At 72.9% G+C, this 14,055-nt stretch carries 8 protein-coding genes; 6 read left to right on the forward strand and 2 right to left on the reverse strand.

Annotation, left to right across the window (positions count from 1 at the left end; genetic code table 11):
- Nucleotides 1-92 precede the first annotated feature (92 nt).
- Nucleotides 93-3,704, forward strand: a complete 3,612-nt coding sequence (gene metH / locus Val02_RS16750; protein ID WP_373317903.1) for a methionine synthase — start codon at nucleotides 93-95, stop codon at nucleotides 3,702-3,704.
- 23 nt (nucleotides 3,705-3,727) lie between these two features.
- Nucleotides 3,728-5,941 (forward strand): tetratricopeptide repeat protein, encoded by a 2,214-nt coding sequence (locus Val02_RS16755; RefSeq protein ID WP_275415581.1) that lies wholly within the window; start codon nucleotides 3,728-3,730, stop codon nucleotides 5,939-5,941.
- 88 nt (nucleotides 5,942-6,029) lie between these two features.
- On the opposite strand, the gene Val02_RS16760 is transcribed toward Val02_RS16755, so the two are convergent.
- Nucleotides 6,030-7,589: a hypothetical protein gene (locus Val02_RS16760; protein ID WP_203899996.1), complete on the reverse strand. Its 1,560-nt coding sequence runs from the start codon at nucleotides 7,587-7,589 to the stop codon at nucleotides 6,030-6,032.
- A 171-nt stretch (nucleotides 7,590-7,760) separates the two neighbouring features.
- On the opposite strand from Val02_RS16760, the gene Val02_RS16765 reads away from it, so the two are divergent.
- The 3 genes from Val02_RS16765 (at nucleotide 7,761) to Val02_RS16775 (ending at nucleotide 12,230) form a co-directional block, all read left to right on the forward strand.
- Complete coding sequence (locus tag Val02_RS16765; RefSeq protein ID WP_203900098.1) at nucleotides 7,761-8,792, forward strand: App1 family protein phosphatidate phosphatase; 1,032 nt, start codon at nucleotides 7,761-7,763, stop codon at nucleotides 8,790-8,792.
- Nucleotides 8,793-9,115: 323 nt separating this feature from the next.
- Nucleotides 9,116-9,817 carry a response regulator gene (locus tag Val02_RS16770; protein WP_203899997.1) on the forward strand — a complete coding sequence of 234 codons (702 nt, stop codon included), beginning with the start codon at nucleotides 9,116-9,118 and terminating at the stop codon, nucleotides 9,815-9,817.
- Between the two features lie 121 nt (nucleotides 9,818-9,938).
- Nucleotides 9,939-12,230, forward strand: coding sequence for a putative bifunctional diguanylate cyclase/phosphodiesterase (locus Val02_RS16775; RefSeq protein WP_239153025.1), 2,292 nt, complete (start codon nucleotides 9,939-9,941; stop codon nucleotides 12,228-12,230).
- Here Val02_RS16775 and Val02_RS16780 read toward each other — a convergent pair.
- Complete coding sequence (locus Val02_RS16780; protein ID WP_203899998.1) at nucleotides 12,188-12,745, reverse strand: hypothetical protein; 558 nt, start codon at nucleotides 12,743-12,745, stop codon at nucleotides 12,188-12,190. The two genes, Val02_RS16775 and Val02_RS16780, sit on opposite strands and share 43 nt — an antisense overlap.
- A gap of 128 nt (nucleotides 12,746-12,873) precedes the next feature.
- On the opposite strand from Val02_RS16780, the gene Val02_RS16785 reads away from it, so the two are divergent.
- Complete coding sequence (locus tag Val02_RS16785; RefSeq protein WP_203899999.1) at nucleotides 12,874-14,049, forward strand: DUF6986 family protein; 1,176 nt, start codon at nucleotides 12,874-12,876, stop codon at nucleotides 14,047-14,049.
- Nucleotides 14,050-14,055: the final 6 nt, after the last annotated feature.

The raw sequence follows: 14,055 nt of genomic DNA on the forward strand, positions 1-14,055 counted from the left end.
GAGAGGCGCTGCAACGGGCCTAGGGTCCGCCACGCTCGACCACGAGCAGTACCGAGCAAGGGCGCCTCCGAGATGCTTCGGAGGTATCGCTGGTGGAATCCACCGCTGCTCTGCGTCGCCTGCTCGACGAGCGGATCGCCGTTCTCGACGGCGCGTGGGGCACCATGCTGCAGGGCGCCGGCCTCACGCCGGAGGACTACCGGCGCGGCGGCCTGATTCCCGAGGACCACCCGAAGGACGTCACGGGCAACCCCGACCTCCTCATCCTCACCCGCCCCGACGTCATCCTCGACGTGCACCGGCAGTATCTGGCCGCGGGCGCCGACATCACCACCACCAACACCTTCACCGCGACCTCGATCGCCCAGGCCGACTACGGCACGGAGCACCTCGTCCGCGAGATGAACGTCCAGGGCGCGCGCCTCGCCCGGCAGGCCGCCGACGAGGTCGGCGGACGCTTCGTGGCCGGTTCCGTGGGGCCGCTCAACGTGTCGCTGTCGATGTCGCCGAAGGTCGACGACCCCTCGTACCGCGCGTCGTCGTTCGACCGGGTGAAGGCCGCCTACGCGGAGCAGATCGCCGGGTTGGCCGAGGGCGGCGTCGATCTTCTCCTGATCGAGACCATCTTCGACACGCTCAACTGCAAGGCGGCCATCGCCGCGGCCCGCGAGGTGGCGCCGCACCTGCCGCTGTGGATCTCCGTCACGATCGTGGACCTCTCCGGGCGCACCCTCTCCGGGCAGACCGTCGAGGCGTTCTGGCGTTCGGTGGCGCACGCCGAGCCGCTGGTCGTGGGCGTCAACTGCTCGCTGGGCGCCACCGAGATGCGCCCGCACGTCGAGGAGCTCGCCCGGCTGGCCGGCACCTACGTGGCGAGCCACCCCAACGCCGGCCTCCCGAACGCGTTCGGCGGGTACGACCAGACGCCGGCCGAGACCGGTGCGCTGCTGGGGGAGTTCGCGGCGTCGGGGCTGGTCAACATCGCCGGCGGCTGCTGCGGCACGTCGCCCGCGCACATCGCCAAGGTCGCCGCGGCCGTCTCCGGGGCCGCGCCGCGCCGCGTGCCGGCCATCGCGCCGGCCACCCGGTTCAGCGGGCTGGAGCCGTTCGCCATCGGGCCGGACACCGGCTTCGTGATGATCGGTGAGCGGACGAACGTCACGGGCAGCGCGAAGTTCCGCCGGCTCATCGAGGCCGACGACCACCAGGGCGCGGTCGACGTGGCGCTCGAACAGGTCCGCGGCGGCGCCAACCTCCTGGACGTCAACATGGACGCCGACCTGCTCGACAGCGAGCGGGCGATGACGACGTTCCTCAACCTGATCGCCACCGAACCCGAGGTGGCGCGCATCCCGGTCATGATCGACAGCTCCCGGTGGAGCGTCCTGGAGGCCGGGCTGAAGTGCGTTCAGGGCAAGGGCGTGGTCAACTCGATCAGCCTCAAGGAGGGCGAGGAGCCCTTCCTGGAGCAGGCCCGCCGGATCCGGGACTACGGCGCCGGTGTCGTCGTGATGGCGTTCGACGAGCAGGGGCAGGCGGACACCGCGGACCGCAAGGTCGAGATCTGCGGTCGCGCGTACGACCTGCTCACGCAGAAGGTCGGCTTCCCGGCCGAGGACATCATCTTCGACCCGAACGTGCTCGCCGTCGCCACCGGCATCAGCGAGCACAACGGGTACGCGAAGGCGTTCATCGAGGCGCTGCCGCGGATCAAGGAACGCTGCCCGGGTGCCCGCACCAGCGGCGGCATCTCCAACCTGTCGTTCTCGTTCCGCGGCAACGACGTGGTGCGCGAGGCGATGCACTCGGCGTTCCTGCTGTACGCCGTGCGCGCCGGGCTGGACATGGGCATCGTCAACGCCGGCCAGCTGGCCGTGTACGAGGACATCCCCAAGGACCTGCTGGAGATGGTCGAGGACGTGATCTTCGACCGGCGCCCGGATGCCACCGACCGGCTGGTGGAGTTCGGCCAGCGGGTGAAGGGCAGCGGCACCAAGCGGGCCGTCGACCTGTCGTGGCGGGAGGCGCCGGTCAACGAGCGGCTGTCGCACGCGCTCGTGCACGGGATCGTGGAGTTCATCGAGGAGGACACCGAGGAGGCCCGGCAGCAGTTCGCCCGGCCGCTGGAGGTGATCGAGGGTCCGCTGATGGACGGGATGAAGGTCGTCGGCGACCTGTTCGGCTCGGGGCGGATGTTCCTGCCGCAGGTGGTCAAGAGCGCGCGCGTGATGAAGCGCTCGGTGGCGTACCTGGAGCCGTTCATGGAGAAGGAGAAGGAGGAGGCGCGAGCCCGGGGGGAGATCGACACCGGGCGGGGCCAGGGCAAGGTCGTCCTCGCGACGGTCAAGGGCGACGTGCACGACATCGGCAAGAACATCGTCGGCGTGGTCCTCGGCTGCAACAACTACGAGGTGATCGACCTCGGCGTGATGGTGCCGGCCGCGAAGATCCTCGACACGGCCGTGGCCGAGGGGGCGGACGCCGTCGGGCTCTCCGGGCTGATCACGCCGTCGCTGGACGAGATGGTGAGCGTCGCGACCGAGATGCAGCGCCGCGGGCTCAAGCTGCCGCTGCTGATCGGCGGGGCCACCACGTCCCGCCAGCACACGGCGGTGCGGATCGCGCCCGCGTACGACGGGACGACCGTGCACGTGCTCGACGCGTCGCGGGTCGTCGGGACGGTCTCCGACCTGCTGGACCCGGACCGGGCCGAGCAGCTGGCGCTCACCAACCGCGCGGAGCAGGACCGGCTGCGCGAGCAGCACGCCAACCGTTCCGCCGCGGCGATGCTGTCGCTCGCCGCCGCGCGGGCCAACCCGGAGACGGTCGACTTCGGCGACCTGCCGGTGCCGGCCTTCACCGGGCTGAAGGTGGTGCGGCCGGACATCCCGACGCTGCGGGCGATGGTGGACTGGCAGTTCCTGTTCCTGGCGTGGGAGCTGAAGGGCAAGTACCCGGCCATCCTGGACCAGCCGGTGGCGCGCGAACTGTTCGACGACGCCAACACGCTGCTCGACAAGATCATCGCGGACGGGTCGTTCACGGCCGAGGGCGTGTACGGGTTCTGGCCGGCGGCGTCCGAGGGCGACGACATCGTGTTGGGCAACGGCGTGCGCTTCCCGATGCTGCGCCAGCAGACCCAGAAGCCGGCCGGCCGCCCCAACCGCAGCCTCGCCGACTATGTGGCACCGGCAAACGATCACCTGGGCGGCTTCGCGGTCGCGATCCACGGCGCCGAGGAACTGGCCCGCGACTACGAGGCCCAGCAGGACGACTACCGCGCGATCATGGTGAAGGCGCTGGCCGACCGGCTGGCGGAGGCGTTCGCCGAGTACATCCACCTGGAGGCGCGGCGGGCGTGGTTCGAGCCCGACGCCGAGCCGGTGCTGGCGGACCTGCACGCCGAGCGGTTCCGCGGCATCCGGCCCGCGCTCGGCTACCCGGCGAGCCCGGACCACACGCTCAAGCGGGAGCTGTTCGACCTGCTGGAGGCGGAGCAGCGGGGGCTCGGGCTGACGGACTCGTACGCGATGACGCCGGCCGCCGCCGTCAGCGGGCTGATCTTCGCCAACCCGGCGTCGCGCTACTTCACGGTGGGGCGCCTCGGGCGGGACCAGGTCGAGGACTACGCCGCCCGCCGGGGCATGGCCGTCGCGGACGTCGAGCGCTGGCTGCGCCCCAACCTGGCCTACGAGCCCGACTAGGAGAATCCGGGTATTTTCGTCGCGTGGGTACCTTCGCCGATCTGTTGCGCCGTCGGCGGAGGCTTGCCCGCTTGACCCAGGAGCAGCTCGCCGACCGTAGCGGGGTCAGCAGCCGCACCATCGGTGACCTGGAGGGCGGGCGGGTCAACCGGCCGCACCGCTCCACGGTGGCGCTGCTGGCGGACGCGCTCGGCCTGGCCGGTGCGGATCGGGCCGCGTTCGAACGCTCCGCGCACGACGCCGCCTGGGCCGACGAGGCGCAGCATCCGGTACCTCGCGCGTTGCCCCGGGCGCCGGCCCCGTTCGTGGGGCGCGACGACGAGGTCGACGCCCTGGACGCGGCGCACGAACGGGCCGCCGGCGCGCCGGTGGTGATCGCCGGGATGGCCGGCATCGGCAAGTCGGCGCTGGCCGTGCACTGGGCGCACCGCATCGCCGCGAAGTACCCGGACGGCCAGCTCTTCGTGGACCTGCGCGGCTACGACCCGAATCGGGCGCCGCTCACCCCGCAGGAGGCCGTCGGCCAGCTGCTGACCCAGCTCGAGGGGCCGGACTCGACGCTCCCGTCGGGCTTCGACGAACAGGTGGCGCGCTACCGCAGCCGGCTCGCCGGGACCCGCACGCTCGTGCTGCTCGACAACGCCGCCTCCTCGGACCAGGTCCGGCCGCTGCTGCCGGGCAACGACGCCTGCGCGGTGGTGGTGACCGGTCGGGTGCGGCTGGACGGGCTGGTGGCGCTCGACGGGGCCCGGACGGTGTCGTTGCGCCCGCTCACGCACACGGCGTCCGTGGCGCTGATCCGGGCGGTCGCCGGGACGGCCGACGACGAGGACGTGGACCAGCTGGCCTCGCTCTGCGGCTACCTGCCGCTGGCGCTGCGGGTCGCCGCGGCCCGCCTCGCGGCCGATCACGAACCGGCGGCGGCGCTGGTCTCCGGCGACCTGGGCGCGCTGGCCGTCGAGGACGACAACGTCGGCGCGGTCTTCGACACGACGTACCGGGCGCTGTCGCCGGAACTGCGGCACACGCTCGCCCTGCTCGGCCTGCCGCCGGGGGACTCGCTGTCGCTGGAGGCGATCGCGGCGCTGGTCGGGACCGATCACGCGACCGCCCGGGAACGGGTGCTGGCGCTGTGCGACTCGTACCTGCTGGGCGAGGCGCGGCCGGGCCGGTACGGGATGCACGACCTCGTGGTGCTGTACGCGCGGCGGCTGGCCGGTGGCCTCCCCGAGCCGGAACGCCGTGCCGCGCTGCGCCGCCTGCTGGACTTCTACGTCACCACGGCCCTCGCCGCCGACACCCGGTTGCGGGTGCGGCCGCGGCCGTTCGAGTTCGAGCCGGCGGCCACGTCGCTGCCGCCCGTGCTGCCGGACCGGGCCTCCGCGATGGCGTGGTTCGCCGACGAGTACCCGACGATCGTGGCGCTGCTGCACCACGCGCGCACCGACGGCGGGGGTGCCGGCGGCTGGGGCGCGGGTGCGTGGCGCCTCACCTACGCCATGAACCCGTTCGTCGACCGCCGGTTCCTCTTCGCGGAGTGGATCCCGCTGCTGGAGGAGGCGGTGCGCGCCGTCGCCGCCGAGGAGCAGCCGCCGCTGGTCCGCTGCGCGATGCTGAACCTGCTGGGCATCGCGCACGGGCAGCTGGGCCGGCACGAGGAGGCGCTGCCCCGGTTCGAGGAGTCGCTGCGGCTGTGCGACCCGGACAACCTGCCGCGGCGGGCGGCGTACCTGACGAACATCGGCACCACGCACAGCGCCATCGGCGACCACGACCGCGCGATCCAGGCGCACCGGGCCGCCCTGCTGCTCCGCCAGCAGGTGAAGGATCCGCGCGGCGAGGCGTACAGCCTGCTCGGGATGGCGGAGTCGTACCGCCGGGCGGGGCTGTACGCGGACGCGTTCCGCACGGTGGACCTGGCGATGGAGTCGAGCGAGCAGCGCGGCGACCGGGAGACGCAGTCGCTGGTGTGGCGCTGCCGGGCGGAGACGGCGGAGGCGGCCGGGGACCCGGAGGCGGCGCGGATCAGCTACGAACGCTGGCTGGCCACCGCCGAGGCGCTGGCCGACCGGTCGGACATCGCGCTGGCGCACCACGGGCTGGGCCGGATGTCGGCCGCCACGGATCCCGCCCGGGCCCGCGTGCACCTGCGGTACGCGCACCGGATCCTGACCGAGATCGGGCATCCACTGGCGGACGAGGTGGCCGCGACGCTGCGGGGTGTGGTGACGCGCTGATCGGCGGGATCGGCTCAGGCGAGCTGGTTCATGTCCATCAGCTCACCAGCGGCCGGTCGCGCGGACCAGGAGAGATCACCGGAAGAAACTAGTGCCGGCGCCAGCCCTCCCGCCACAGGTCGGCGACCGGCGGATAGGTGAGCGTGTGCAGCCAGCGCGCCTTGGCCCCGCGGCGCACGGCGAGCAGCCCGGTGACGGTCCAGACCAGCCCGACCGCGACCGCCGTCCAACTCACCCACCGCGCGGCCGCGGGCGTCACGATCACGACGATCAGCACGGTGAACGCCATGAGCACCAGCCCCAGGCACGCCCGCCCCGTCTGCCGCCACCGGCACGGCAGGCAGCGCGGCACCGAGACGGTGGCGACGTCGGCCCCGCGGGCGAGGCTCACCGGGTGGTCGTGCCGCGGGCTGCGGCGCACCCGCTGGCAGTAGTGGCAGCCGTCCCAGTCGACGGCGAACGCGAGCAGGTTGCGGGCGGCGCGGTCGGTGGAGGCGTCCCGGCGCGGTCCGGGCACGGGTGGCGCCGGCGGGGGCGGCGTCGCGCGCTGCGGCTCACCCGTGCGGGCGGCCCGGGTGCGCCGGCGCGACTCCATCACCTGGCGCTGGGCGGCCATCCGCAGGGCCTCGGCCCGCCGTGCGGCGGCCTCGCGGGCGGCGCGGGCGCGGCGTTCCTCGGCGGCCTCGTGCGCGGCCCGGGCGCTGCGCGCCTCCGACTCCTCGCGCAGCTTGCGCCGGCGGTACGCCTCGACGGCCTCGCGTACGCGCAGTTCCTGCTCGGCGGCGCGGAGCTGGCGCTGCACGGCGTCGACGCCGGCGGCCGTGCGGGCCAGCGGGGCGGCGAGCGCGAGCAGGTCCCGTGCGCTCGCCCAGGCACCGGAGGAGGAATGCCGGGCGGCGGCGCGCAGGAACAGTTCGACCGGATCGTCCTGGGTGGGGTCCAGGAGCTGGAGGGTCGTCAGGGGGATGACCGCGGCGCGCAGGGCGGCCTCGGCCTCGGCCGGTGTCCCGTCGTCGACGGCCTCCCGGGCGGCCGCGACGCGGGCGCGCAGCGGCGCGGCGGCGATCCGCGCGGCCCGCTCGGCGACCCCCTCCGGCAGCCCCGCCTCGAACGGCAGCCGCCAGTGCCGCAGCGCCGGCTCGACCGGACCGCCGGCGGCGAGCGCGTCGACCGCGAGCCGGGCGTTGACCAGCGCCAGCGCGAGCGGCAGGATCCGGCGGACGCGCCGCAGCTGCGGCGTCCACGCCGCGTCGGTCTCGCGCAGCGCGAGCCAGTGCCGGTAGGCGTCCGGCCAGAGGTCGTCCGGGAAGAAGTCCCCGGCGCTGTGCTCCAGGGCCGTGCTGTGGCAGAGGACCGCGAGGTTGTGCCGGGCGACCGGGTCGGTCCCGGCGGCCGCCTCCCAGCGGGCGCGGGTGCCGGCGATGTCCCCGGCGGCCAGCGCGTCCAGGGCCGGATCCGCCCGGTACCAGAAGAACCCGTCCAGGAGCCGCGCGAGGGGCTCCTCGAGCCGGTCGGCGGCGGGGTCGCCCGCGAGCCGTTGTCGTACCAGTGCCGTGGGAACACCGACCGGCAGCCCCGCCGTCCGGAAGGGGTTGCGCCGGTAGAGCTCCGGGGAGCAGGCCTCGCGGAGAAGGCCGGCCGGCGCCATTTGCGTACACGCTCGGTTACCGCCCGCTTCCATACGCGAAAGTCTATGTTCTTCTCGGCGAACGGGGGAGTCCATGCGCGCGCAGGAGTGCGCGAGCGGCCGTCGTGTTGCCCTGCCAGGTGGGGCCGGGTATGGCACCGTGGCATCGTGGCGCAGACACCCGTGGGCCCCATGAGGCCCGAGACGTTGCACCGCGCGGCACGGCTGGAGGACGCCGTGCACCAGGTCATGGAGCGGCGCCTGCGACAACGCGGCTGGCGGGTCATGATCGTCCCGTACACCGGCTACGGGGGCCCCGGCTGGGCGCGGGTCCTGGCGCGGGTCGTCCTGGTCCGGGTCGAACGCCGCCAACGCCACCGCGCCGTGAAGGTGCGCGGCTGGCGCAGTTTCATGACGCTGCCGGTGAAGGACACCCCGGTGGTCATCGACGTCGGCGGCACCAGCCACGAGGCGATCACCGACCGGGAGGGGTTCGTCGACTGCCGGGTCGAGGGCGACCTGTCGCCGGGCTGGTGCACGGTCGGCATCCGCACCGACCACGCGCAGCCGGTCGAGGCGCCGATCCGGGTGGTCGACCCGTCGGTGCGCTTCGGACTGATCTCCGACATCGACGACACGGTCATGGTGACCGCGCTGCCGCGCCCGCTGCTCGCCGCGTGGAACACGTTCGTGCTGGACGAGCATGCCCGCATGGCGGTGCCCGGCATGGCCGTTCTCTACGAACGCCTCACCAACGCCTACACCGGCGCGCCGGTCTTCTACCTCTCCACCGGCGCGTGGAACGTGGCGCCGACGCTGACCCGTTTTCTCGGCCGCCACCTGTATCCGGCGGGGCCGCTGCTGCTGACCGCGTGGGGGCCGAAGTCGGACCGCTGGTTCCGCAGCGGGCGAGCGCACAAGCGGGCCACGCTGGCGCGGCTGGCGCGGGAGTTCCCGGAGGTCAAGTGGCTGCTGGTCGGCGACGACGGGCAGCACGACGAGGAGATCTACGCGGAGTTCGCGGCCGACCATCCGGACAACGTGGCGGCGGTGGCGATCCGGCGGCTGTCGCCGACCCAGTCGGTGCTGGCCGGTGGGTTGCCGGCCCCGGTCGTCGAGGGCCAGGAGTCCGGCCCGGCCGGCCTGCGCTGGATGTACGCCCCCGACGGCGCGGGCCTCTGGCGCCAGCTGCGCGAGAGCGGCCTCTCCCACCCGAAGGGCTGAAGGACGCTCCGCTGCCGGATTCGCGTTCAGCCGCCCAGCTCACCGCCCACCCGACCGCCATGGCGCCGCACGGGTGTGAGCTCACGGCGGTCGCGCTCACACGGGTGTGAGTTGAGTGCGGACGTGTGTGAGCTCAGGGAGATCAAATCGCTAGTTGACCTCCGTACGCTCACACACGTGCGGTCGCGCGGGCGGTGGACGGGCGAAATGAAGGTCTTGATCTGGCTTTTGAATCCTCGAAACGCAGTGCTTCAAAACAAATTGGTGACTAAACGAAGATCCGGGCGGTCACAAAACCCGATCGACGGGTGACACTGTTACCCATGATCCGCACTCTCGTGGTCGACGATCAGAGTCTGGTCCGGGCGGGGGTGCGCGTCGTGCTGGAGAGCGCGCCCGACATCGAGGTCGTCGGTGAGGCAGTGGACGGCTTCGACGCGGTGCGCGCGGTCGAACGGCTGCGGCCGCACGTGGTCGTCTCCGACGCGCGGATGCCGCGGGTCGACGGGATCGAGGCCACCCGGCGGATCGTGGCCGGCTCGCCCGGCACGCAGGTGCTGATCCTCACCCGGCGGGACGACGAGGAGACCATCTACGCCGCGCTGGCCGCCGGTGCAATCGGCTTTCTCGTGCGGGACGGCGATCCGCGGGTGATCGCCGACGCGGTCCGGCGGGCCGCCCGGGGCGAACCGGTGCTCGGCGGGCCGGTGCTGGCGCGGGTGGTGCAGCGGGCGCGGCGGGCCTTCGAGGCGGAACGCACGGGCAACCGCCCGGGGCCGGAACCGGCCGGGCTGACGCCCCGCGAACGGGACGTGCTGGCGCTCGTCGGCGCCGGCCTGTCCAACCAGGAGATCGCCGCGCGGCTGCACCTCGGGGTGACGACGGTCAAGACGCACATCGTGGCGCTGCTCGACAAGTTGGGCGTGCGCAATCGGGTGCAGGCGGGCATATACGCGCACCGGCTCGGGCTGGTGGACGACGCGTTCCACCCCGTGCCGCCGATCTCGACCGGCCCGACCCGGTGAATTAGCGTCGTTCGGCTGATCGATAACCACCTCCTTGGCCATAAGGTGAGCCGGGGCCGAATTGGGGTCCGCACTGTCTTGCCGGGGCTAATGCGGATAGGTGGGCGGTTTGTCGGGTTGTGTGGTCGTAGCAACTGACACCGCCCTGCGGCGCGGGTGGCCCTGGTTGCTCTACCTCTGCGGCGGACTGGCCGCCACCGGGCTGTACGCGGCCGGGATAGCGCCGCAGGCGGCGTTCGCGGTGGTGGGCGTGGGCAGCGTGGTGACCTGGTTCCTGGCGCCGTGGCTGCACCGCACGCAGCTGCGCCGGCCGTGGCGGCTGCTCACCCTCGCCGGCGTGTTCTTCCTCCTCGGCGTGCTGATCCGGCCGGTCGTCGCGGGCGCGCACGGCTACCTGGTGCTGCTGTCGGACGTGTTCACGCTGCCGGGCTACCTGCTGGCGATCGCAGGCCTCGCGCACTTCCTCGCGGCGCGCCGGGGCACCGAACGCCACACCGTCATCGACGGCCTCATCGTGTTCACCGGTGCGGCGGTCGCCTCCGTGGTGGTGTTCGCGTTGCCGGCCGCGTCGATCCCCGGGCGCCCGGTGGCCGTGTCCGTGGTGGCCGGCGTCTATCCGGTGCTCGACGCCGTGCTGGTGCTGATCGTCGCCAACCTCGCGTTCACGACGGCGGTGCGCCAGCCGAGCTTCATCCTCATCCTGCTGATGATGGTGTGGATGTTCGTCGGCGACGTGTCGTACGCGATCATCGGGATCTCCGGCGAACTGTACGCGTCGCCGTGGCTGGACCTGCCGTTCCTGCTGGCGTTCACGCTCGGCGGGGCGGCCGGGCTGCACCCGTCGGCGCGGCACCTCGACCGGCCGACGCCGCTGGCCGTGCAGGAGTGGTCGGTGCCGCGGCTGCTGCTGATCCTGCCGGCGCTGGCGTGCCCGTTCGTGCTGACGATCGCGGTGCAGGACAAGGGCTCGACCGAACGGTGGGTGCTCGGCGCCGGCGGCGCGCTGATGGTGGCGCTGCTGCTCATGCGTTCGCTGTCGGCGGTGCAGAACTACGCCGCCGTGCAGCACCGCCTGGTCGAGATGGCCACCCACGACCCGCTCACCGGGCTGCCCAACCGGCGCATGGTGCGCACCGTCGTCGACGACCTGCTCGCCCGTCCCCGCCCGGACGGCGCCCCGGTGTGGCTGTTCTACCTGGATCTCGACGGCTTCAAGGTGGTGAACGACTCCTGGGGTCACCCGGCCGGCGACCAGCTCATCAAGGACGTGGCGCGCCGCCTGCGGCAGGCCCTGCCGGAGCCGGCCACGGTGGCCCGGGTCGGCGGGGACGAGTTCGTGGTGATCCGCTGCTGCACCGAGACCGAGGCGTTGGCGCAGGCCCAGCAGATCCTGGACTGCGTCGACAAACCGTTGCTGGTCAACGGCGCCGAGGTCGTGCTCACCGCGTCGGTCGGCATGGCCTGCACGGGCGAGGACGCGCACGAGGACTCGACCGAGGCGCTGATGCGCGACGCCGACACGGCCATGTACCGCACCAAGTCGGAGGGGCGCGGCAGCTTCACGGTCTTCGACGCGTCGATGCGCATGGCCGTGCGCGAACGCCTCGACATCGAGGTCGCCCTGCGCAGCGCCGTGGCGCAGGACCAGCTGGTGCTGGAGTACCAGCCGATCGTGCGCCTGGCGACGGGTGCGCCCTCGGGCGCGGAGGCGCTGGTGCGCTGGCGGCATCCGACGCGGGGCGTGCTGGGGCCGACGACGTTCATCCCGATCGCGGAGGGGTCCAACCTCATCTCGGCCATCGGGACCTGGGTGCTGCTGCGCTCGATCGAGCAGCTGGCGCAGTGGCGCCGCGCGGGTGTGGTGGACGACGACTTCTGGCTGTCGATCAACGTGTCGCCGCGCCAACTGACCGACCGCGGCCTCGCCGGGGTGCTGCGCGCCGAGCTCGAACGCTGGGACGTGCCGGCGGCGTGCGTCGTTCTGGAGATCACGGAATCGGTGATGGTCGACGGCGGCGACGTGACCGAACACGTGATGGAGGATCTGCGCGCGCTCGGGGTGCGGATCGCGGTGGACGACTTCGGCACCGGCTTCTCGGCGCTGGGCTACCTGCGGCGGCACCCGGTGACCGGGGTGAAGATCGACCGGTCGTTCGTGGCGGGGCTGGGCGCCAACACCGAGGACGAGGAGATCGTGCGGGCGGTGGTGGCGATGAGTTCGGCGCTGGGGTTGACCGTCGTGGCCGAGGGGGTGGAGACGGTCGACCAGCGGTCGGTGCTGGACGCGCTCGGGGTGACGCTGGCGCAGGGCTGGCTCTGGGGACGCGCCACGGACCCCGCTGCTTTCGCGGCGGGCTGGGCCGTCCCGACTCAGGCCGCCGCTTCGGGGAGCTCGTCCTCGGGGAACTCGTAGAGCCAGTACGACTGCTCGTCCATCCGGTGGCCGCGCAGGGGTGCGGGGAGCCGCCGCACGATGAGGCCGACGACGTCGGCGATCCGGTTGACCTCGGTGCGGTGCCGGCAGAAGTCCATGGCGACGACGGCCCGTTCGCGGTGCGCCACCTCGTACATGGCGGTGATCATCCGCCGGAACGCCCCCTCGCTTCCCGCCGCGACGGCCACGAATCCGATGTAGCGGACGCGCTTCTCGGCGAAGTGCACCGGCCACCGGCGGGCGAAGTACAGCGGCGAGATCAGCGGAACGGCGTCCAGGTCGTTGGTGAACGTCGCGAGCCCGCGCACGCCCTCGCCGTCGATCGCCAGATACTTGTCGACCCGGGTGTCGGCCATGACGGCGTCGAACTCCGCGCGGTACATCAGGTGCCGCTGCACCGCCTGCCACTGGAGTTCCTCGAAGGCCTCCGTGTAGAGCTTCCACGCCCCTTCGAGGAGGGTTGCCGGGACGGCCCCGGCGACGTCGATCCGCATGCGCCCCCCGACCCATCTACTCGGATCAATTCTCGAAGAGTAACCCGGCCGACCCCGACTCTGCGTAGTGAAAGTAGCCACTTCGCGTGAAGATCCCCGGTTGCCGGTTCGGCGCCTAAGCTGAACGGATGGACGCGGGACGGTTGCCCGAAAGCCTGCTGGCCAGGCTCGATGCCCACCTCGCGGCCACCGACGCAGACCTCGCCGCGCGATATCCCGGCCCGGTGCGCGGCCGCCTGCCGATCCACACCGTCTACGTCCCGGCCGACCGCGTGAAGCCCGGGCTCGTCGAGGAGTTCGGGCAGGCCGCGCTGACGGCCCTCGGCCGTTTCCCGCCGCTGCCGTTCGAGGAGTCGCTGCGCGCGCGGGTCGTCGACAAGCTTCAGCGGGAACCGGTGGAGGATCTGCGGGTCGACTTCGAGGACGGGTACGGGATCCGGCCCGACGACGAGGAGGACGCCGCGGTGGCCGTGTGCGTGGCCGGGCTGCGGACCGGGCCGCTGCCGCCCTTCGTGGGCCTGCGGTGCAAGAGCCTGGAGGCGCGGACCCGGGCCCGGGCCGTGCGGACCCTGGATCTCTTTCTGGGGGAACTCGGTCCGCTCCCCGCGGGCTTCGTCATCACACTGCCGAAGGTCAGCGCCGTCGCACAGGTGGAGGCGATGGTGCAGGTGTGCGCCGCCCTGGAAACGGCGCACGGGCTGGCGCCGGGCGCGCTCCGGTTCGAGATCCAGATCGAGACGGCCCCGGCGATCCTCGACGCGGGCGGCACCGCGACGGTGGCCCGCATGCTGCACGCCGCCGCGGGGCGCTGCGCCGGCCTGCACTACGGCACCTACGACTACAGCGCGGCGCTGGGCATCGCACCGGCGCACCAGTCGATGGAACATCCCGCCGCCGACCACGCGAAGGCCGTGCTGCAGGTGGCGGCCGCCGGCACCGGTGTGCCCGTGGCGGACGGCTCGACGAACATCGTCCCCGACGGCGAGCCCACCGCCGTGCAGGCCGCCTGGGCGCTGCACCTGCGGCTGGTGCGCCGTTCCCTGGAACGCGGGTTCTACCAGGGCTGGGACCTGCATCCCGCGCAGCTGCCCACGCGGTACGCGGCGACCTACGCGTTCTTCCGCGACGGGCTGCCGGCCGCCTGCCGCCGCCTGTCCGACTATCTCGAACGCAGGGTCGGTGGCGTGCTGGACGAGCCGGCCACCGCGCGGGCGATGGCGGGATTCCTGCTGCGCGCGCTCGACTGCGGAGCCGTGGACGTTTCCGAGATCCCGTTCGAGCGCGCGGTTCTGGAGGACCTGTGATTGTTC

Origin of the sequence: Virgisporangium aliadipatigenens (assembly GCF_016863615.1) — a bacterium.
In the GTDB taxonomy this organism is placed as follows: domain Bacteria; phylum Actinomycetota; class Actinomycetes; order Mycobacteriales; family Micromonosporaceae; genus Virgisporangium; species Virgisporangium aliadipatigenens.